General features: G+C 70.9%; 16 protein-coding genes. 11 read left to right on the forward strand and 5 right to left on the reverse strand.

The features are described 5' to 3' along the window. Nucleotides 1-201: 201 nt before the first annotated feature. Both U870_RS0111720 and glnA read right to left on the reverse strand, forming a co-directional pair. The gene (locus tag U870_RS0111720) at nt 202-3,207 is read right to left on the reverse strand and encodes a bifunctional [glutamine synthetase] adenylyltransferase/[glutamine synthetase]-adenylyl-L-tyrosine phosphorylase (RefSeq protein ID WP_025157577.1); all 3,006 of its coding nucleotides are present in this window, start codon (nt 3,205-3,207) and stop codon (nt 202-204) included. A gap of 7 nt (nt 3,208-3,214) precedes the next feature. Then, complete coding sequence (glnA, locus tag U870_RS0111725; protein WP_025157578.1) at nt 3,215-4,552, reverse strand: type I glutamate--ammonia ligase; 1,338 nt, start codon at nt 4,550-4,552, stop codon at nt 3,215-3,217. An 81-nt stretch (nt 4,553-4,633) separates the two neighbouring features. On the opposite strand from glnA, the gene panB reads away from it, so the two are divergent. Next, on the forward strand, nt 4,634-5,485 hold the full coding sequence (panB, locus tag U870_RS0111730; RefSeq protein WP_025157579.1) for a 3-methyl-2-oxobutanoate hydroxymethyltransferase: 852 nt from the start codon (nt 4,634-4,636) through the stop codon (nt 5,483-5,485). Here panB and U870_RS0111735 read toward each other — a convergent pair. After that, nucleotides 5,482-5,694 (reverse strand): SPOR domain-containing protein, encoded by a 213-nt coding sequence (locus U870_RS0111735; RefSeq protein ID WP_025157580.1) that lies wholly within the window; start codon nt 5,692-5,694, stop codon nt 5,482-5,484. The genes panB and U870_RS0111735 overlap by 4 nt on opposite strands. A 12-nt stretch (nt 5,695-5,706) precedes the next feature. Between U870_RS0111735 and map the strand changes: the two genes are divergently transcribed. Continuing rightward, a complete protein-coding gene (map, locus tag U870_RS0111740) occupies nt 5,707-6,573 on the forward strand; it encodes a type I methionyl aminopeptidase (RefSeq protein WP_025157581.1) in 867 nt (288 codons plus the stop codon). On the opposite strand, the gene U870_RS0111745 is transcribed toward map, so the two are convergent. Then, nucleotides 6,560-8,038 carry an MDR family MFS transporter gene (locus U870_RS0111745; protein ID WP_025157582.1) on the reverse strand — a complete coding sequence of 493 codons (1,479 nt, stop codon included), beginning with the start codon at nt 8,036-8,038 and terminating at the stop codon, nt 6,560-6,562. The two genes, map and U870_RS0111745, sit on opposite strands and share 14 nt — an antisense overlap. Before the next feature lie 69 nt (nt 8,039-8,107). Between U870_RS0111745 and U870_RS0111750 the strand changes: the two genes are divergently transcribed. The 9 genes from U870_RS0111750 to U870_RS0111795 all read left to right on the forward strand — a co-directional run bounded on the left by U870_RS0111750 (nt 8,108) and on the right by U870_RS0111795 (nt 18,730). Further along, nucleotides 8,108-8,728, forward strand: coding sequence for a TetR/AcrR family transcriptional regulator (locus U870_RS0111750; protein WP_025157583.1), 621 nt, complete (start codon nt 8,108-8,110; stop codon nt 8,726-8,728). Between the two features lie 10 nt (nt 8,729-8,738). Beyond that, nucleotides 8,739-9,494 (forward strand): polyphosphate--glucose phosphotransferase, encoded by a 756-nt coding sequence (gene ppgK / locus U870_RS0111755; protein WP_025157584.1) that lies wholly within the window; start codon nt 8,739-8,741, stop codon nt 9,492-9,494. 66 nt (nt 9,495-9,560) lie between these two features. Further along, a complete protein-coding gene (locus tag U870_RS0111760) occupies nt 9,561-10,769 on the forward strand; it encodes a Fic family protein (RefSeq protein ID WP_029947507.1) in 1,209 nt (402 codons plus the stop codon). Nucleotides 10,770-10,977: 208 nt separating this feature from the next. Next, nucleotides 10,978-11,067, forward strand: a complete 90-nt coding sequence (locus U870_RS24025) for a potassium-transporting ATPase subunit F (protein WP_115644436.1) — start codon at nt 10,978-10,980, stop codon at nt 11,065-11,067. 1 nt (nt 11,068) lies between these two features. Continuing rightward, nucleotides 11,069-12,733: a potassium-transporting ATPase subunit KdpA gene (kdpA, locus tag U870_RS0111775; protein ID WP_029947508.1), complete on the forward strand. Its 1,665-nt coding sequence runs from the start codon at nt 11,069-11,071 to the stop codon at nt 12,731-12,733. Nucleotides 12,734-12,737: 4 nt separating this feature from the next. Next, the gene (gene kdpB / locus U870_RS0111780) at nt 12,738-14,897 is read left to right on the forward strand and encodes a potassium-transporting ATPase subunit KdpB (protein WP_025157587.1); all 2,160 of its coding nucleotides are present in this window, start codon (nt 12,738-12,740) and stop codon (nt 14,895-14,897) included. A 25-nt stretch (nt 14,898-14,922) separates the two neighbouring features. Beyond that, entirely contained in the window at nt 14,923-15,531 is a 609-nt protein-coding gene (kdpC, locus tag U870_RS0111785; protein WP_025157588.1) for a potassium-transporting ATPase subunit KdpC, read from the forward strand. 2 nt (nt 15,532-15,533) lie between these two features. Further along, nucleotides 15,534-18,023: a DUF4118 domain-containing protein gene (locus U870_RS0111790; RefSeq protein WP_025157589.1), complete on the forward strand. Its 2,490-nt coding sequence runs from the start codon at nt 15,534-15,536 to the stop codon at nt 18,021-18,023. Further along, nucleotides 18,020-18,730 (forward strand): response regulator, encoded by a 711-nt coding sequence (locus U870_RS0111795; protein WP_025157590.1) that lies wholly within the window; start codon nt 18,020-18,022, stop codon nt 18,728-18,730. The genes U870_RS0111790 and U870_RS0111795 overlap by 4 nt, the downstream gene beginning before the upstream one ends. On the opposite strand, the gene U870_RS0111800 is transcribed toward U870_RS0111795, so the two are convergent. Continuing rightward, a complete protein-coding gene (locus tag U870_RS0111800) occupies nt 18,685-19,059 on the reverse strand; it encodes a hypothetical protein (protein ID WP_025157591.1) in 375 nt (124 codons plus the stop codon). The two genes, U870_RS0111795 and U870_RS0111800, sit on opposite strands and share 46 nt — an antisense overlap. Between the last annotated feature and the right edge of the window lie 7 nt (nt 19,060-19,066).

A 19,066-nucleotide genomic window follows, 5' to 3' on the forward strand; every position in this document is an offset into this window, starting at 1 on the left:
ATCAAGCCCCTCGCGCAGCGTCCGCACCCGTTCGAGTACGAGCTGTACTTCGGCGTCTGACGCTCCCCGCTCCGCACGGAAGGGCCGCATCCCACTCGGGATGCGGCCCTTCCGCGTCGCCGCCGCATCCAGTTGTCGCGACACGCCGTCACGGCGCACGCCCTGGCGGCGTGTCGTGACAATGAGGTGGCGGGCGAAGGCTCAGCCGGTGGGCGCGGGGCGGTCCGGGATTCCGTAGAAGGCGCGCTCGAAGACGGCGCGGGCGCGGCGGGTGACCGCGAGGTAGTCCTCCTCCAGCCGCGACGCCGAGCCGGGCGGGTACTCCATCAGGCGCGCGACGCCGTCGAGGGCGACGCGGTCGGAGGGGAGGACGTCGGCGGTCTTGTTCGTCCACAGGGTCATCGCCGAGCGGGCGCGGGAGGCGAAGACCCACGCCTCGTGCAGCTTGGCGGCGTCCTTCTCGGTGACGAAGCCGTGCTCAGCGGCGACGGCCAGGGCGTCGAGGGTGCTCGGGGTGCGCAAGGCGGGGATCGCGGCCCCGTGCTCCAGCTGGATGAGCTGGACGAACCACTCGACGTCGCTCAGGGAGCCGCGGCCGAACTTCAGGTGGCGGGACGGGTCGGCGCCCTGCGGCAGCCGCTCGTTCTCGACGCGTGCCTTGATGCGTTTGACCTCGCGGATCTCGCGCTCGCCGATCTCGGCCGGGTAGCGGACCTCGTCCGCGAGGGCCGAGAAGTCGTCCAGCAGGGCCGCGTCCCCCGCGACGCCGCGCGCCCGCAGCAGCGCCTGCGCCTCCCACGTGAGCGACCAGCGCTGGTAGTAGGCGCGGTACGAGTCGAGGGAGCGCACCGGCGTGCCGTTCTTGCCCTCGGGTCGCAGCCCGATGTCGAGGTCGAGCGGGAGGATGTTGTCCTCGGTGAGCCGTGACAGCTCGGACACGATCGCGAGGGCGGCCCGGTGCGCGTCGTCCTGATCGGCGGCGAGCGGACGGAAGACGTACATGACGTCGGCGTCGGAGCCGAAGCCCAGCTCGCGGCCGCCGAAGCGTCCCATGCCGATCACGGCGAACTCGAACGCCCCCGCGTCGCCACGGGCCGACCGGATGGCGGCGAGCACGCCGCCGATCACGTTCTCGGCGACGGCGCTCAATCCGTGCGCCAGCTCTTCGATCGTCGCGAAGCCGAGGATGCCCGAGAACGCGAGCCGCAGCACCTCGCGCCGGCGCACCGCGCGCAGGGCGGCCGCGGCGGTGTCGGCGGACTCGTGCCGCGCGAGGATCGCCGCCGTCTCCTCCCGCAGCAGCTCGGCCGACCGCGGCCGCAGCTCGTCCTCCGATTCCAGCCACGCGACCGATTCCGGGATGCGTCCGAGCAGTTCGCCGGCGAACCGCGACCCGGACAGCACCCGGGTCAGGCGCTCGGCGGCGCCGGTGGAGTCGCGCAGCATCCGCAGATACCAATGGGTGGAGCCGAGGTCCTCGCTGAGGCGGCGGAAGGTCAGCAGGCCGTAGTCGGGGTCGGCGCCGTCGGCGAACCACTGCAGCATCACCGGCAGCAGGTGCCGCTGGATCGTGGCCCGGCGCGAGACACCGGAGGTGAGGGCGCCGATGTGGGCGAGCGCGCCACGCGGGTCGCGGAAGCCGATCGCCGCGAGCCGGGCCTCGGCCTGGGCGCTGGTGAGCGCGAAGTCCTCGCTCGGCATGGCGGCGACGGCGCTCAGCAGCGGCCGGTAGAACAGGCGCTCGTGCAGGCCGCGCACCCGGTGCTTGATCTCGTTCCAGCGGGTGAACAGCTGCTGCGCGCTCGGCGCGAGGCCGGTCGCCCGCGCCAGGATGCGCTGGTCGCCCTCGTCGCGCGGCATCAGGTGCGTGCGGCTCAAGTGGCGCAGCTGGATGCGGTGCTCCATCAGGCGGAGGGTGCGGTAGTCCTGCGAGAAGGCCGCGGCCTCCTCCCGGCCGATGTAGCCCTGCGCCGCGAGGGCGGCCAGGGCCGAGAGCGTGTCGCGCTGCCGCACCTGGTCGTCGGTCTGCCCATGAACGAGCTGCAGCAGCTGCACGGTGAACTCGACGTCACGGAGGCCGCCCGGCCCGAGCTTCAGCTGGTAGTGCACCTCGTCGTCCGGGATGTGGTCGGTGACGCGCTCGCGCATCCGCTGCACCGACTCGACGAAGTTCTCCCGCGATGCGCTGCTCCACACCTTGGGGGCGAGCGCGGCCGTGTACCGGTCGCCCAGCTCCCGGTCGCCGGCGAGCGGCCGGGCCTTGAGCAGCGCCTGGAACTCCCAGCCCTTCGCCCAGCGGTCGTAGTAGGCGATGTGCGACTCCAGCGTGCGGACGAGAGCGCCGTCCTTGCCCTCGGGTCGCAGGTTGGGGTCGACCTCCCAGAGCCCGGGCTCGATCGCGGGTTCGTGGATGCCGCGCATGGTCAGCATCGCGAGCCGGGTGGCGATGTCGACCGCCCGACCGGACGCGAGTCCGGCCTCCTCGTCCCCTTCGGTCACGAAGATCACGTCGACGTCACTGACGTAGTTGAGTTCGCGGGCGCCGGCCTTGCCCATCCCGATGATCGCCAGCGGGGTGGCCCGCACCTCGGCCTCGGGGAACCGCCCGGGCCCCGTACCGCTGGTCTGGCGGCGCGCGACGGCGAGGGAGGCCTCCAAGGCGGCGGCGGCGAGGTCGGAGAGCGCAGCCGCGACGGCGTCGAACCCCGCGACCGGGTCGTCCTGCTCCAGGTCGAAGCTGGCGAGCTGGACGAGCCGGCGGCGATAGCGCACGCGCAGCGCCGTCCAGGCCTCCTCCTCGACGATGGCGGCGAACCCGTCCACTGCGCCCACCGCGTCGAGCAGGTCGGCGCGCAACTCGTCGGCGGTCGGGAGGGCCGTTATCGGGTAGTCGAGGGCGCCCAGCTCCGCCGGTTGCCGCAGGAAGAACTCGGCGGCGCCCTCGGATGCGCCGATCACTCGCAGAACCCGCCGGGCGTCGTTGCGCGACGGCACGTAGCGCGCGGCCTGCACCGGCGCGTGCTGGAGCAGGCGCAGGGCGAGCGTCAGCGCGTTGTCCGGATCCGCGGCGGCGCCCAGCGCGGGCAGCAGGTCGTCCACGGGGAAGCCGGTGAGCTCCGCTAGCTCGTCGAGCTGGGCGCGCACGGAGCTCAGCCCGACGAAGCCGGCGCGCGCCAGCACCGTCAGGGAGAGCTGCTCGCGCGTCACGTCCCGGTCAGAGGATCTCGAGGTTGGAGCGCAGCTCGTACGGGGTGACCTGCGCGCGGTACTCCGCCCACTCCTTGCGCTTGTTGAGGAGCACGTAGTTGAAGACCTGCTCCCCCAGCGTCTCGGCGACCAGCTCGGAGTCCTCCATCAGCGAGATGGCGTGGTCGAGGCTGGCCGGCAGCTGGCTGTAGCCGAGCGCGCGGCGCTCGGTGTCGCTCAGCGCCCACACGTTGTCCTCGGCCTCCGGCGGCAGCTCGTACTGGCCCTCGATGCCCTTCAGGCCGGCGGCCAGCATGAGCGAGAACGCGAGGTACGGGTTCGCGGCGGAGTCGATCGCCCGGTACTCGACGCGGGAGCTCTGCCCCTTGTTGGGCTTGTAGAGCGGCACGCGCACGAGCGCCGAGCGGTTGTTGTGGCCCCAGCACACGAAGCTGGGCGCCTCGTCGCCGCCCCACAGGCGCTTGTAGGAGTTGACGAACTGGTTCGTCACCGCCGTGATCTCGGGAGCGTGCTTGAGCAGGCCCGCGATGAACTGACGGCCCACCTTCGACAGCTGGTACTGCGCACCCGCCTCGTAGAAGGCGTTGGTGTCGCCCTCGAAGAGCGACATGTGAGTGTGCATCCCGCTGCCCGGGTGACCCGACATCGGCTTGGGCATGAACGTCGCGTAGACACCCTGCTCGATGGCGACCTCTTTGATCACGGTGCGGAAGGTCATGATGTTGTCGGCCGTGGTCAGCGCATCCGCGTAGCGCAGGTCGATCTCGTTCTGGCCGGGACCCGCCTCGTGGTGGCTGAACTCGACGGAGATGCCGAGGTCCTCGAGCATCCGCACGGAGCGGCGGCGGAAGTCGTGCGCGGTGCCGCCGGGGACGTTGTCGAAGTAGCCGGCCGAGTCGACGGGCTCGGGGCCGCCGTCGCCGAACGACGACGACTTGAGCAGGTAGAACTCGATCTCGGGGTGCGTGTAGAAGGTGAAGCCGCGGTCGGCCGCCTTCTCGAGCGTCCGCTTGAGCACGTTGCGCGGGTCGGACACGGACGGCTGGCCGTCGGGCGTCGTGATGTCGCAGAACATGCGCGCAGTCGGGTCGATCTCGCCGCGCCACGGCAGGATCTGGAACGTGGTGGGGTCGGGATGGGCCAGCAGGTCGGACTCGTAGGCGCGGGTGAGGCCCTCGATCGCGGAGCCGTCGAACCCGAGGCCCTCGCTGAACGCGCCCTCGACCTCCGCCGGCGCGATCGCGACCGACTTCAGAGTGCCGACGACATCGGTGAACCACAGCCTCACGAACTTGATGCCACGTTCCTCGATCGTCCGAAGAACGAAGTCGCGCTGCTTGTCCATCCTGCCCCTTTCGTCAGCCCCTCCAGACTAGTGGTTCCCGGCCTCCCAGCGGGCTCGGAACGCGTCACTAGACTGAGGCGCATGACCGACCAGTCACCCGTTCCGAGCGTCCACCCCGCCACCAGTTCGATGCAGTCCCTGAAGCGGGTCAGGACGCGGCACTTCCAGGCGTCGAAGGACGAAGGCTCGACCTTCACCGGCCTCACCAGCTACGACATGCTGACCGCTCAGATCTTCGACGAGGCCGGGATCGACTTCCTGCTCGTCGGAGACTCGGCCGGCAACAACGTGCTCGGCTACGACACCACGCTGCCCGTGACCGTCGACGAGCTCATCCCGCTCACCCGCGCGGTGGCGAAGGCCGTCAAGCGAGCGTTCGTCGTGGCGGACATGCCGTTCGGCTCCTACGAGACGGGCGCGCTGGAAGCGCTGCACACCGCGGTGCGGTTCATGAAGGAGACCGGTGCGCACGCGGTGAAGCTGGAGGGCGGCGTGCGCAGCGCCGACCAGATCCGTCGCATCGTCGACGCGGGCATCCCGGTCATGGCGCACATCGGCTTCACCCCGCAGAGCGAGCACGGGCTCGGCGGGCACCTGATCCAGGGCCGCGGCGACGGTGCGGAGCGGCTCCTGGCCGACGCGCACGCGGTCGAGGACGCCGGCGCATTCGCGGTCGTGCTCGAGATGGTCCCGGCCGACGTGGCCCAGCGGGTCACCCAGGAGCTGCGCATCCCCACGATCGGTGTCGGCGCGGGCCCGCACGTGGACGGCCAGCTGCTGGTCTGGACGGACTGGGCCGGCTTCACGACGGGCCGCGTCCCGAGTTTCGTCAAGCAATACGCCGACCTGAAGACGGTGCTCGCGGATGCGGCGGCGGCCTACAGGGCGGATGTGCAGTCGGGCTCGTTCCCGGGCCCGGACCACAGCTTCTAGCGGTTCTCCGCCGCGTCGTCCTCGGCCCACTTGGCGCTGTTCTCGCGCAGCTTCTCGAGTGCGTGCTCGGCCTCGTCGCGGGTGTCGAACGGGCCGACGCGATCGGGCGCGGGCGACAGGAAGCCCTGCTCCACCGCGCCGGTCTTCATGTTGTACCAGTACTTGTGCTCAGCGTCCTGCGCGATGCCGTACTCGTTCTCACCGGTCATAAGCTTGATCCTATGCCCAAGGATTCCGCCGGTCACCTGATCCCCGGACGTGTCACCGCGATGCGCCCCGTGCCCACCCGCATCCCGCGGCCGGAGTACGTCGGCAGGCCGTCGCCGGCGCCGAACACCCGCGGCGACGTCTACACGTCGGACGAGATCGCACTGATCCGCGAGTCCGGCCGGATCGCGGCGCAGGCGATCGCGCTGGTGGGCGAAGCGGTGCGCCCGGGCGTGACGACGGAGGAGCTGGATGCGATCGGCCACGAGTTCCTGATCGCGCACGACGCCTACCCCTCCACCCTCGGCTACCGCGGCTACCCGAAGTCGATCTGCAGCTCGGTGAACGAGGTCGTCTGCCACGGCATCCCCGACGACACGGTGATCGACGATGGGGACATCGTCAACATCGACATCACGGCGTACAAGGACGGCTTCCACGGCGACAGCAACCAGACGTTCATCGCCGGCACCGCGAGCGAGGAGATCACGCTCCTCGTCGAGCGGACCCGCGAGGCGCTGAACCGCGGCATCAAGGCGGTCGCGCCGGGCCGTCAGGTCAACGTGATCGGCCGCGCCATCGAGTCCTACGCCAAGCGGTTCGGCTACGGAGTGGTCCGCGACTTCACCGGCCACGGGGTCGGTTCCTCGTTCCATTCCGGGCTGATCATCCCGCACTACGACTCCGCGCCGACCTACGACGACGTGATGGAGGTCGGGATGGTGTTCACCATCGAGCCGATGCTCACCCTCGGCACGCACGAGTGGGACATGTGGGAGGACGACTGGACGGTGGTGACGCGCGACCGCAGCATCACGGCGCAGTTCGAGCACACCCTGGTCGTCACGGAGCGCGGCGCCGAGGTGCTCACGCTCCCCTGACCCCCGCCTGGCCGACCTCGGCCGCTCCGCCCACCGGCTCGGCGACGGGTTCCGGGATCGGGGCCGTCTCGCGCGCCGACGCCGATCGCTTCGGTCCACCGGGCAGCACGAACGAGATCGCCACGCCGAGCACGGTGACGCCGACGGCCACCCAGAACGCGACATCGAACGCGCCTCCGAGCGTGGCGCCTCCCAGCACCGCGGCCTGCAGCAGCACCGCGAAGATCGCCGTGCCGAACGACCCGCCGAGCTGCTGGGCCGTGCGGGTGAGGATGCTGGAGTGCGCGATCTGCTCGCCGCTCAGCCCCTGGTAGGAGGCCACCATCAGCGGCATCGTCACCGCGCCGAGGCCGAAGCCGCGCACGAACAGCGCCACGAGGAGAAGCGGGTCGGCGGAGGACGGCAGGCCGAACGCGAACGGCACCGTCGCGATGGCGACGATCGCGAAGCCGACGACCGCGATCCAGCGCGCCCCGATGCGATCGATCAGCCGACCGGCGAGGGGACGGCAGGCGAGCGTCCCGAGCCCCTGCGGCACGAGCAGCAGACCGGCACCGAGCGCGTCCGTGCCGCGCACCTGCTGGAAGAACAGCGGCAGCAGCAGCATCGCGCCGTAGAGGGCGACGCCGGAGAGGAAGAGCAGGGACGACGCCGACCAGACCGAGCGCACCCGCAGCAGCCGCACGTCCACCAACGCCTCGCCACGGCGGTGGACGGCCCAGAACCCGAACGCTGCGATCAGCACGACCCCGGCGACCAGCGGGATCCACGCGTCGAGGCGGGCGAACCCGCCGTCGAGGACGGAGTCGGAGAGGCCGAGCAGCAGGCCGACGAGGCCGGGGACGAGGAGCAGCACGCCGACGAGGTCGAGGCGGCGGCGCGGGTCGCGCCCACGGTCGGAGGGCAGCATCCGCCAGGCCAGGATCAGTCCGGCGACGCAGAACGGGATGTTCACCCAGAACACCCAGCGCCAGTCTCCGAAGGCGAGGATCAGCCCGCCGAGCACCGGCCCCAGCACGGGACCCGCCATCGCGGGGAGGCCGACCACGGCCGAGACGCGGCCCAGCTGCTTGCCGCCGGCGACCTCCATCACCATCGTGGTCATCACCGGGAGCATGAGGCCGCCTCCGACGCCCTGGAGCACCCGGAACGCGATGAGGCTGTCGGCGTTCCAGGCGAGCCCCGAGAGCACGGATCCGACGAGGAAGATCGCGAGCGCGACCATCCACACCCGCTTGCCCCCGAACCGGGCGAGGCACCAGGCCGACAGCGGCACGGTCGCGGCGAGGGCGAGCAGGTAGCCCGTGGTGACCCACTGGATGTGCGCGACGTCCGTGTGGAGGTCGGTGGCCAGCGAGTGCAGGGCGATGCTGAGGATGGTGGTGTCGAAGACCACGGCGAGCGCGCCGATGACCAGCGCCGTCGCCGTGCGCACCACAGCCTTGTCGAGTTTCTCTGCAGCCATCGACCCACTCCTTAAGATGCCTTGCCGTATCTAAAGGCTGACGATACGCCGATCGGATAAGATGCGCAAATGGACTCTAAATCCCCGCCCGCACGACGCCGCCGAGGCACCGAGCTCGAGGACGCGCTGCTCGACGCGGCGTGGGAGGAGCTCGACGCCAACGGCTACGCCGGGCTGACGATGGAGGCCGTCGCCGCCCGGGCCGGGACGAGCCGCCCGGTCCTCGCCCGCCGCTGGCCGAGCCGCAGCGACCTCGCCCTCGCCGCCATCCGCCACCGCTACGACGGCGACCCCATCGAGGTGCCCGATCACGGAAGCCTGCGCGAGGACGTGCTCGACCTCCTGCGCCAGTTCGGCGACCGCCGCAGCGGGATGGTCGTGCTGATCATGCTGCGCTTCGGGGGCATCCTCAGTGAGGCCGACGGCGGCATGGCCGGCCTGCGCGAGCGCCTGCTCTCCCCCGGCCCCTCCTGGCTCGACACGATCCTGGAGCGTGCGGACGCCCGCGGCGAGATCGACCGCGGCCGGATGCCGGACATCGTCGCGAACCTGCCGACGATGGCCCTCCGCCACGAGATGCTGATGACCCTGCATGCCCCCGACGAGGCGACGCTGGTCTCGATCGTCGACGACCTGTTCCTGCCGCTCGCCACGGCCACGCGCACCCCCGCGGGAGGCGACGCGCGGTAGATTCGTGGGCATGAGCGGTCAGAAGCACGCAATCGGCATCGACATCGGCGGAACGGGCATCAAGGGAGGGCTGGTCGATCTCGAGAGCGGCGAGCTCCTGAGCGACCGGATCAAGCTGCCCACCCCCGAGGGAGGCGAGCCCGACGGCATCGTCGAGGTCACCAAGGAGATCGTCGACCAGCTGGCGAAGGAGGAGCCCGACGCCCCCGTCGGCGTCTGCTTCCCCGCCATCGTCAGCCACGGCGTCACCCTCTCGGCCGCGAACGTCTCCAAGAAGTGGATCGATCTCCGCGCGGAGGACCTGTTCGAGAAGGCGCTGGGCCGTGACATCCACTTCGTCAACGACGCAGACGCCGCCGGCTACGCGGAGACGCGCTTCGGCGCCGCGAAGGACAAGGACGGCCTGGTCATCATGACCACGCTCGGCACCGGCATCGGCTCCGCCCTGATCTACGACGGCGTCCTCATCCCGAACGCCGAGCTCGGCCACCTCGAGGTCGACGGTCACGACGCCGAGTCGAAGGCGGCCTACTCGGCCAAGGAGCGCGACGACCTGAGCTGGGAGAAGTGGGCCAAGCGTCTGCAGAAGTATTACTCGACCCTCGAGTTCCTCTTCACCCCCGACCTCTTCATCGTCGGCGGCGGCGTCTCCAAGAACTACAAGGAGTTCCTGCCGCTGCTCGAGCTGAAGACGGAGATCGTGCCCGCCGTCCACCGCAACAACGCGGGCATCCTGGGCGCGGCCGCACTGGCCGTGAAGGGCTGATCCTCGAAAGACCACCCCTCTTATTCAAGGATATCGCCTAACCTTGAATAAGAGGGGGACATTGCCATGAACGAACGAGACCCATGGCCGGCCGTGGCCTACGAGGAGCTGCCCTGGATCTCGCGATTCCCGCGAGACGCACTGAGTCGCCGCCAATGGGAGAACAGCCGTGCACCGTACCGCGCGGCCATCCCTCCCCGGATCGCAGGCGCACGGGTGGCGCTGTCCAGCGAGAGCGTGGCCGAGGCGACCGAGGCGAGCACACTCCTCGCACGTTTCGACGCAGAAGTCGGGGCCCAACTGCTCCCGTTCTCTGATGTGCTGTTGCGCTCGGAATCCGCGTCGTCCTCGGAGATCGAGAACCTGACGAGCGGTGCGCGCGCGATAGCCGAGACCGTCCTCGGTGAACGCGACCGGGGGAACGCCGGACTGGTCGTCCGCAACGTCGAGGCGATGACGGCTGCGATCCAGCTGGCCGATCATATCGACGAGGCGAGCATCGTCGCGATGCAGGCGGCCCTTCTCGAGCACCACGCCCCACAGCTCGTCGGCGAGTACCGGACGGAACAGGTCTGGATCGGAGGAGGAGGCGTCAGCCCGCACGGCGCCGACTTCGTGCCACCACACCACAATCGAGTCGCGGGCGCGATGAATGATCTGGTCGCCTTCATCCACCGCACGGACGTCCCGGCCCTGGCGCACGCCGCGCTCGCGCACGCCCACTTCGAGACCGTCCACCCATTCCCCGACGGCAACGGCCGCACGGGCCGCGCCTTGGTGCAGGCGATGCTCCGGGCCTCGCGCGTGACGACCAGCGTCGCCGTCCCCGTCTCCGCCGGCCTGCTTCACGACGTGGACCGCTACTACGGTGCACTCGACGCCTACCGGAAGGGCGACGCCGACCGCATCGTCGGAGTCTTCTCCGAAGCGGCCGGCTATGCCGTGCGGAACGGTCGCGCACTCGTAGCCGACCTCGCGGAGGTTCGCGCGGGATGGGAGGACGCCCTCATGGGCATCCGGGCCGACGCCGGCGCGCGACGCCTCGCCGATCTGTTGTTCTCGCAGCCCGTGGTGAACCAACCGTTCGTCTCGTCCGGACTGGGGGTCTCTCCCCAGGGGGCTTACAACGCGATCGGCGCCCTCGTCGAGCGGGGTCTGCTCGCCAGCGCCACCTCGCAGCACCGCAACCGCATCTGGTACGCCCAACCGATCCTGTCCGCCCTCGACGATTTCGCCGCGCGCGCCGGTCGTCGCCGCTCCGCCTCGTCGCGTTAGCGTCCCGCGAGGATCGTCCGGCGCGGCGTTAGGGATGCGTTAGGACCGGCTCCCGGCGCCCACCGCGGGTGTGGACTCTCTCCTGCCGCGGCCGACTGGCCGCGGCATCCTCACGGATGGAGAGAGTCTTGCTAGACGTCGTCTACCTCCTCGGTGTCGTCCTGCTCGCGGTGATCGTGGGCGTGGCCGGCCGGGGGGTCGAGAAGCTGTGATCGTCATCGACGCGATCGCGGCCCTGCTCGCGGTCGCCGCGATCGCCTACCTGGTCGTCGCCCTCGTGAAGCCGGAGCGGTTCTGAGATGGGCGCGGACTCCGTGACGGGCACCTGGCTGTTCGTCGCCCAGCTGGCGACGCTCGTGCTGCTGCTCGCCGTCGCCTATCGGCCCCTCGGGGACTTCATGGCGCGCGTGTACACCTCCGACCGCGACCTCGCCGTCGAGCGCGGCGTCTACCGCCTGATCGGCGTGGACGCCCGCGCCGGCCAGACCTGGCCCGCCTACCTGCGCGGAGTGCTGGCCTTCTCGGTGGTCGGCATCCTGATCGTCTACGGCCTGCAGCGCCTGCAGCAGTTCCTGCCGTACTCGCTGGGCATGCCCGCCGTGCCAGAGGGGACCGCGTTCAACACCGCGATCTCGTTCGTCACCAACACGAACTGGCAGTCGTACTCCCCCGACGCCACCCTCGGCTACACCGTGCAGTTCGCCGGCCTCGCCGTGCAGAACTTCGTCTCCGCCGCGGTCGGCATGGCGGTCGCGGTCGCCCTGGTACGCGGGTTCGCCTCGCGCTCCACCGGGACGATCGGCAACTTCTGGGTGGACATGCTGCGCGGGACGGTGCGCATCCTGCTGCCGCTCTCCCTCGTCGCCGCGATCGTGCTGATCGCCGGAGGCGCGGTGCAGAACCTCAACGGGTTCGACCACATCACCACCCTCACGGGAGCCGCGCAGTCCCTCCCCGGCGGACCGGTCGCCTCGCAGGAGGCCATCAAGCTGCTCGGCACCAACGGCGGCGGCTTCTTCAACGCGAACTCGGCGCATCCGTTCGAGAACCCCACCGCGTGGACGAACCTCGTCGAGGTGCTGCTCATGCTCATCATCCCGTTCTCGCTGCCGCGCACCTTCGGCACGATGGTCGGGGACAAGCGCCAGGGCTACGCGATCCTCGGCACGATGGCGACGCTGTTCGCCGTCTCGCTCGTCGCGATGACACTGTTCGAGGCGTCGAGCGGGTCGATGGAGGGCAAGGAGACCGCGTTCGGGGTGCTCGGCTCGACGCTGTTCGACACGACGAGCACCGCGACGTCGACCGGCGCCGTCAACTCGATGCTCGACAGCTACAGCCCGCTCGGCGGCATGATGGCGATGATCAACATGATGCTCGGCGAGATCGTGCCGGGCGGCGTCGGCTCCGGCCTCTACGGGATCCTGGTCATCGCGGTGATCGCGGTGTTCGTCGCCGGGCTCATGGTCGGCCGCACCCCGGAGTACCTGGGAAAGAAGCTCGGCCCGCGCGAGATCAAGCTGGCCAGTCTCTACATCCTGACCACGCCGACACTCGTGCTCATCGGCACCGGCCTGAGCTTCGCCATCCCGGCGGTGCGCGCCGACATCGAGAAGACGTCGATCCTGAACCCGGGTCTGCACGGCTTCAGCGAGGTGCTCTACGCATTCACCTCCGCCGCGAACAACAACGGGTCGGCCTTCGGCGGACTCACCGCCGCGACGCCCTGGCTCAACACCGCGCTCGGCGTGGCGATGTTCCTCGGCCGCTTCCTGCCGATCGTCTTCGTGCTGGCGCTGGCCGGCTCGCTCGCCCAGCAGGGCCGCATCCCGGCGACGGCAGGCACCCTGCCCACCCACCGGCCGCAATTCGTCGGCCTGATGATCGGCACCGTCGTGCTGGTCTCCGCACTCACCTACTTCCCCGTTCTCGCGCTGGGTCCCCTGGCGGAAGGGCTGCAGTAACACCATGACAACGCTCACCCCTCACTCCGGCGTCCGCGCTCCGAAACAGCGCGCCACCACCGCAGGCGCCTTCAGCGGCGCCCAGCTCGTCGCCGCACTCCCCGGCGCGCTGCGCAAGCTCGACCCGCGCCAGATGTGGCGCAACCCGGTCATGTTCATCGTCGAGGCGGGCGCCGCGCTGACGACCGTCGTCGCCGTGGCCCAGCCGTTCCTCGGTGCGGGCGGGACCGGCCCGGCCACGCTGACCTTCACCTGGAGCATCGCCGTCTGGCTCTGGCTCACCGTGATCTTCGCCAACCTGGCGGAATCGGTCGCCGAGGGCCGGGGCAAGGCGCAGGCGGCCACGCTGCGCACCACGCGCTCCACCACCCTCGCCACCCGCGTCCTCGGCTACGACGAGGGAGCCGACTCGGCGGCGAGCCGCGCCGAGACGGCCCAGGTCGCCTCGAGCGAGCTCGCGCTGGGCGATGTGGTGGTCGTCGCCGCCGGGGAGCTCGTCCCGGGCGACGGCGACGTGATCCACGGCATCGCGACCGTGGACGAGTCGGCCATCACGGGCGAGTCCGCACCGGTGGTGCGCGAGTCCGGCGGAGACCGCAGCGCGGTCACCGGCGGAACCCGCGTGCTCTCCGACCGCATCGTCGTGCGCATCACCTCGAAGCCCGGCGAGACCTTCGTCGACCGGATGATCGCACTCGTCGAGGGCGCGTCCCGGCAGAAGACCCCGAATGAGATCGCGCTGAACATCCTGCTCGCGAGCCTCTCGATCATCTTCGTGATCGTGGTCCTCGTGCTGCAGCCCGTGGCGGGCTACTCCGACGCGGCACCGACCGTCCCCGTACTGATCGCGCTCCTGGTCTGCCTCATCCCGACCACCATCGGCGCCCTGATCTCGGCCATCGGCATCGCCGGGATGGACCGCCTCGTGCAGCACAACGTGCTCGCGATGTCCGGACGCGCGGTGGAGGCCGCCGGCGACGTCACCACGCTGCTCCTCGACAAGACCGGAACCATCACGTACGGCAACCGGCGGGCGAGCGAGTTCGCCGCGGTGGGCGGCGCCGACCGCGACGCGCTGGTCCGGGCGGCCGCCCTCTCCTCGCTCAGCGATCCCACGCCCGAGGGCGTCTCGGTCGTCGAACTCGCCGAGACGCTCGGATACGAGCGCCCGACGACGGCGAACGGCGAGATCGTACCGTTCACCGCGCAGACCCGGATGAGCGGGCTCGATCTGCCCGACGGATCGCAGGTGCGCAAGGGCGCCGCGAGCGCCGTGGTCACCTGGGTGCGCGAACGCGCCGCCGAGGCGGGCACCGAGCCGCCGTCGGCGAGCGCCCTCCGCGAGCTGGATGCCGAGGTCGAGCGCATCTCCCAGGTCGGCGGCACCCCGCTCGCCGTCGCGACGCGGAGCGCGGACGGTGCGGCCACCCTGCTCGGAGCGATCTACCTCAAGGACATCGTAAAGGAGGGCCTGGCCGAGCGGTTCGCGGACCTTCGCCGGATGGGCATCCGCACCGTCATGGTCACCGGCGACAACCCGCTGACGGCGAAGGCCATCGCCGCCGAGGCGGGGGTCGACGACTTCCTGGCCGAGGCCAAGCCGGAGGACAAGCTGGCCCTGATCCGGCGGGAGCAGGAGGGCGGCGCCCTGGTCGCGATGACCGGCGACGGCACGAACGACGCTCCGGCGCTCGCCCAGGCGGATGTCGGCGTGGCGATGAACACGGGCACGTCGGCGGCGAAGGAGGCCGGCAACATGGTCGACCTGGATTCCGACCCGACCAAGCTGATCGACATCGTCCGGATCGGCAAGCAGCTGCTGATCACCCGCGGAGCGCTCACCACGTTCTCGATCGCCAACGACGTCGCGAAGTACTTCGCGATCATCCCGGCGATGTTCGTGGCCTCCTTCCCCGGCCTGGCCGCGCTCAACGTGATGGGGCTGCACTCCCCCGCCTCGGCGATCCTCTCCGCCGTGATCTTCAACGCGATCGTGATCGTGGCGCTCATCCCCCTCGCCTTGCGCGGGGTGCGCTACCGGCCGGCCGCCGCTTCCTCCCTGCTCGGCCGCAACCTGCTGATCTACGGCCTCGGCGGGATCATCGCCCCCTTCATCGGGATCAAGCTGATCGACCTCCTGGTCGCGCTGATCCCCGGATTCTGACACTCACGGAAAGGACGCTGGACAGATGAACCGGCTCCGCGGCGCTTGGCGCCAGTACTGGGTCGCCCTGCGCGCGATGATCGTCCTGACGGTCGCACTCGGCATCGGCTACACCTTCGTCGTCACCGGGATCGGGCAGCTCGCCCTCCCGGCTCAGGCGAACGGATCGATCGTCTCGGTCGGCGGGAAGCCCATCGGCTCCTCCCTCATCGGCCAGAGCTTCACCGACAAGCACGGAGCGGCGCTGCCGCAGTGGTTCCAGTCCCGACCGTCCGCGGCCGGAGACGGCTACGACGGCACGGCCTCCTCCGGGAGCAACCTCGCGGCCTCCAACCCGGTGCAGCAGAAGGCGGTGAAGGAGCGCACCGCGGCGATCGAGACCTCCGACGGCGTGAGCGCGGGCAGCATCCCGAACGATGCCGTCACGGCCTCCGGCTCGGGTCTCGATCCGCACATCTCCCCCGCCTACGCGCTGCTGCAGGTCGACCGCGTCGCCGCGGCGCGCGGCCTCTCCGCCGACCGCGTGCGGGCGCTGGTCGAGTCTAGGATTCAGGGACGGGACCTCGGCTACCTCGGGGATCCGACCGTGAACGTGCTCCAGCTCAACCTGGCCCTTTCGGAGATGGACAAGTAGACATGCCACGTGGCCGCCTGCGGGTGATGCTCGGCGCAGCACCGGGCGTCGGCAAGACCTACGCGATGCTCGAGGAGGGCAAGCGCCTGCAGGCCCTGGGCAAGGACGTGGTGGTCGCGGTCGTGGAGACCCACGGCCGCGCCGCCACCGCCGCGATGCTCGACGGGCTGGAGGTCGTCCCCCGGCGGGTGGTCGAGCATCGCGGCGTGGAGCTGACCGAGCTGGATCTGGCGGCCGTGCTGGCGCGCGCGCCGCAGCTCGCCCTGGTGGACGAGCTCGCGCACACCGATGCCCCCGGCACCGAGCACGCGAAGCGCTGGGAGGACGTCGACGCCATGCTCGACGCGGGCATCGACGTGATGTCGACGGTGAACATCCAGCACATCGAATCCCTCAACGACGTGGTCGAGCAGATCACCGGCGTGCAGCAGCGGGAGACCATCCCGGACGCCGTGCTGCGCCGGGCGGACGTGATCGAGGTGGTCGACCTCGCCCCGCAGGCGCTGCGGGACCGGCTCGCGGAGGGCGACGTCTACCCCGCCTCCCGCATCGACGCCGCGCTCTCGAACTACTTCCGCCTCGGCAATCTGACCGCGCTGCGCGAGCTCGCGCTGCTCTGGCTGGCCGACGAGGTCGACAACGCCCTGCTGAAGTACCGCGCCGAGCACGGCATCGCCGGAAAGTGGGAGGCCAGGGAGCGGGTCGTGGTCGCCCTCACCGGCGGGCCGGAGGGCGAGACCCTGCTGCGACGCGGCGCCCGGATCGCCGCGCGCTCCGCCGGCGGCGAGCTGCTCGCGGTGCACGTGACCAGCGAAGACGGCCTGCGCACGGGAGCACCGGGAACGCTGGCCGCACAGCGAGCGCTGGTCGAGCAGCTGGGCGGCAGCTACCACCAGGTCGTCGGAGCCGACATCCCGCGCGCCCTGGTCCAGTTCGCGCGCGGCGAGAACGCGACCCAGCTCGTGATCGGCGTCTCGCGACGCAGCCGGCTGGCCGCGCTGCTCACCGGGCCGGGGATCGGTTCCACCGTCATCCGCGAGTCCGGCGACATCGACGTGCACATCGTGTCGCACTCCCGGGCCGGCGGACGATTCTCCCTCCCCCGCCCGACGGGCGGCCTCACGCTGCGCCGGCGGGTCATCGGTTTCGCCCTGGCGCTCGTCGGCGGACCGCTGCTGACCCTGCTGCTCACGAGCGTGCGCTCGGGCGACTCGATGACCGCGGACGTGCTGAGCTACCAGCTGCTGGTGGTGATCGTCTCCCTCGTGGGAGGGATCTGGCCCGCGCTGTTCGCGGCGCTGCTCTCGGGCATCACGCTCGACTACTTCTTCGTCGCGCCGCTCTACACGATCACCATCAACGAGCCGCTGCACCTGCTGGCCCTCGTCCTCTACGTGATCATCGCCGCCCTGGTGAGCCTGGTCGTCGACCAGGCCGCGCGGCGCACCCGCTCGGCGCAGCGCGCCGCGGCGGAGGCGGAACTGCTGGCGACGATCGCGGGCGGTGTCATCCGCGGTCAGGACGCGCTGCAGGCGCTGGTGACCCGCACCCGGGAGGCCTTCGGGCTAGCGGGCGTACGACTCCTGGACGGCGGCGAGGTGGTCTCCACCGACGGCGAGCCCGCCGACGCCGAGCACACCCAGCGGCTCGCCGTCGGAACGCGCGGGACCCTCGAGCTCTCCGGTCGCGATCTGGAGGCGAGCGACCGCCGGCTGCTCGGCGCGATCGTCGCCCAGCTCGACGCGGCCCTCGAGCACCGCGACCTGTCCGCGACGGCGTCGGAACTGGGACCGCTCGCCGAGGCCGACCGGGTGCGCAGCGCCCTGCTCGCCGCCGTCGGCCACGACCTGCGCCGCCCCCTGGCCGCCGCGACCGCGGCCGTCACCACGCTGCGCCAGACCGACCTCGCCCTCAGCGAGACCGACCGGGAGGACCTGCTGGAGACGGCGGAGGATAGCCTGGGCGGTCTCGCCGCCCTGGTGACCAACCTCCTCGACGTGAGTCGCGTCGAGGCCGGCGTCCTGGGGGTCTCGATCGCGCCGACGGAGCTGGACGACGTGATCTCGCCCGCGCTGGACGAGCTGGGCGTCGGGCCCGCGGACGTCGAGCTCGACATCGCACCCGAGCTGCCCCTGCTCGCGGCGGACGGCGTCCTCTTGCAGCGCGTCGTGGTGAACCTGCTGGGCAACGCGCTGCGCTACAGTCCGGCCGGTCAGCGTCCGGTGCTCGCGGCGAGCGAGTTCGGCGGCACGGTGCAGGTGCGCGTCATCGACCGCGGACCGGGCATCCCGAGCGAGCGCCGCGATGCCGTCTTCCTGCCGTTCCAGCGTCTCGGCGACACGGACAACGACACGGGGATCGGCCTCGGACTCGCCCTCTCGAAGGGCTTCGTGGAGGGGATGGGCGGCACGCTCGACGCGGAGGACACCCCGGGCGGCGGTCTGACGATGGTGGTGTCGCTGCCCGCGGCGACGGAAGGGACGAGCGCGTGAAGATCCTGATCGCCGACGACGACCGGCAGATCCTGCGCGCTCTGCGCATCCTGCTGACCGCCCGCGGCTACGAGGTGCTGACGGCGAGCACCGGGGCCGAGGCGCTGTCCGAGGCGGTGGAGCACCACCCGGATCTCGTCATGCTCGACCTCGGGATGCCCGAGCTGAACGGGATCGAGGTGATCGAGGGGCTGCGCGGCTGGTCGACGGTGCCGATCCTGGTCGTCTCGGGCCGTACCGGATCCGCCGACAAGGTGGACGCGCTCGACGCCGGGGCCGACGACTACGTGACCAAGCCTTTCGCCGCCGACGAGCTGCTGGCGCGGATCCGCGCGCTCACCCGGCGGCAGACCGGTGCGACCGACGAACCGGTCGTGACCTTCGGTGGCGTGAGCGTGGATCTCGCCGCCCACCAGGTGACGCGCTCGACCGCGGCCGGAGCGGAGCATGTGCGTCTCACCCCGACGGAGTGGGCGATCCTCGAGCTGCTGCTGCGCAACCCGCGCCGTCTGGTCACGCGGCAGGCCCTGCTCACCCAGGTGTGGGGACCGCAGTACACCAGCGACACCGGCTACCTGCGCCTGTACCTCGCCCAGCTGCGCAAGAAGCTGGAGCCCGAGCCCTCGCGTCCGCGCTATCTGCTCACCGAGCCCGGGATGGGCTACCGGTTCTCGCCGGACGAGGACGAGGCCGGGACGGCCGGCTGAGGCGACCCGCCGAGCGCGGCCAGCGCGGCCAGCGCGCCCAGCGCACGGAGCGCCCGGCCGGCGAGGAGCGTGATGACCAGCGCGAGCCCGATGGCGACGGCGGTGGCGACCATCCAGTACCCGAGCGAGACGGTCGAGACCCGGAAGACGTCGTCGACCGTGCTCGCGAACACCGTGTGGTCGAGCGACCAGTAGATGGGTTCCGGCACGATCGACGGGCACACCAGCAGGATGGCCAGGCACGACAGGTAGCCGATCGCGACGAGGACGAACACGCCGACCGCGAGCGCTCCCGCGCGCGGGAGGAGCCGGGCCGAACGCTCCTCCATGCGGTGC

The organism is Leifsonia aquatica H1aii, from assembly GCF_000633535.1.
Taxonomy (GTDB): Bacteria; Actinomycetota; Actinomycetes; order Actinomycetales; family Microbacteriaceae; genus Leifsonia; species Leifsonia aquatica_A.

Bases quoted from the DNA above. Each gene is read 5' to 3' on its own strand.
- glnA (WP_025157578.1), bottom strand. From the start codon at position 4,552: ATGGACAAGCAGCGCGACTTCGTTCTTCGGACGATCGAGGAACGTGGC.
- panB (WP_025157579.1), top strand. From the start codon at position 4,634: ATGACCGACCAGTCACCCGTTCCGAGCGTCCACCCCGCCACCAGTTCG.
- U870_RS0111735 (WP_025157580.1), bottom strand. From the start codon at position 5,694: ATGACCGGTGAGAACGAGTACGGCATCGCGCAGGACGCTGAGCACAAG.
- map (WP_025157581.1), top strand. From the start codon at position 5,707: ATGCCCAAGGATTCCGCCGGTCACCTGATCCCCGGACGTGTCACCGCG.
- U870_RS0111745 (WP_025157582.1), bottom strand. From the start codon at position 8,038: ATGGCTGCAGAGAAACTCGACAAGGCTGTGGTGCGCACGGCGACGGCG.
- U870_RS0111750 (WP_025157583.1), top strand. From the start codon at position 8,108: ATGGACTCTAAATCCCCGCCCGCACGACGCCGCCGAGGCACCGAGCTC.
- ppgK (WP_025157584.1), top strand. From the start codon at position 8,739: ATGAGCGGTCAGAAGCACGCAATCGGCATCGACATCGGCGGAACGGGC.
- U870_RS0111760 (WP_029947507.1), top strand. From the start codon at position 9,561: ATGAACGAACGAGACCCATGGCCGGCCGTGGCCTACGAGGAGCTGCCC.
- kdpA (WP_029947508.1), top strand. From the start codon at position 11,069: ATGGGCGCGGACTCCGTGACGGGCACCTGGCTGTTCGTCGCCCAGCTG.
- kdpB (WP_025157587.1), top strand. From the start codon at position 12,738: ATGACAACGCTCACCCCTCACTCCGGCGTCCGCGCTCCGAAACAGCGC.
- kdpC (WP_025157588.1), top strand. From the start codon at position 14,923: ATGAACCGGCTCCGCGGCGCTTGGCGCCAGTACTGGGTCGCCCTGCGC.
- U870_RS0111790 (WP_025157589.1), top strand. From the start codon at position 15,534: ATGCCACGTGGCCGCCTGCGGGTGATGCTCGGCGCAGCACCGGGCGTC.
- U870_RS0111800 (WP_025157591.1), bottom strand. From the start codon at position 19,059: ATGGAGGAGCGTTCGGCCCGGCTCCTCCCGCGCGCGGGAGCGCTCGCG.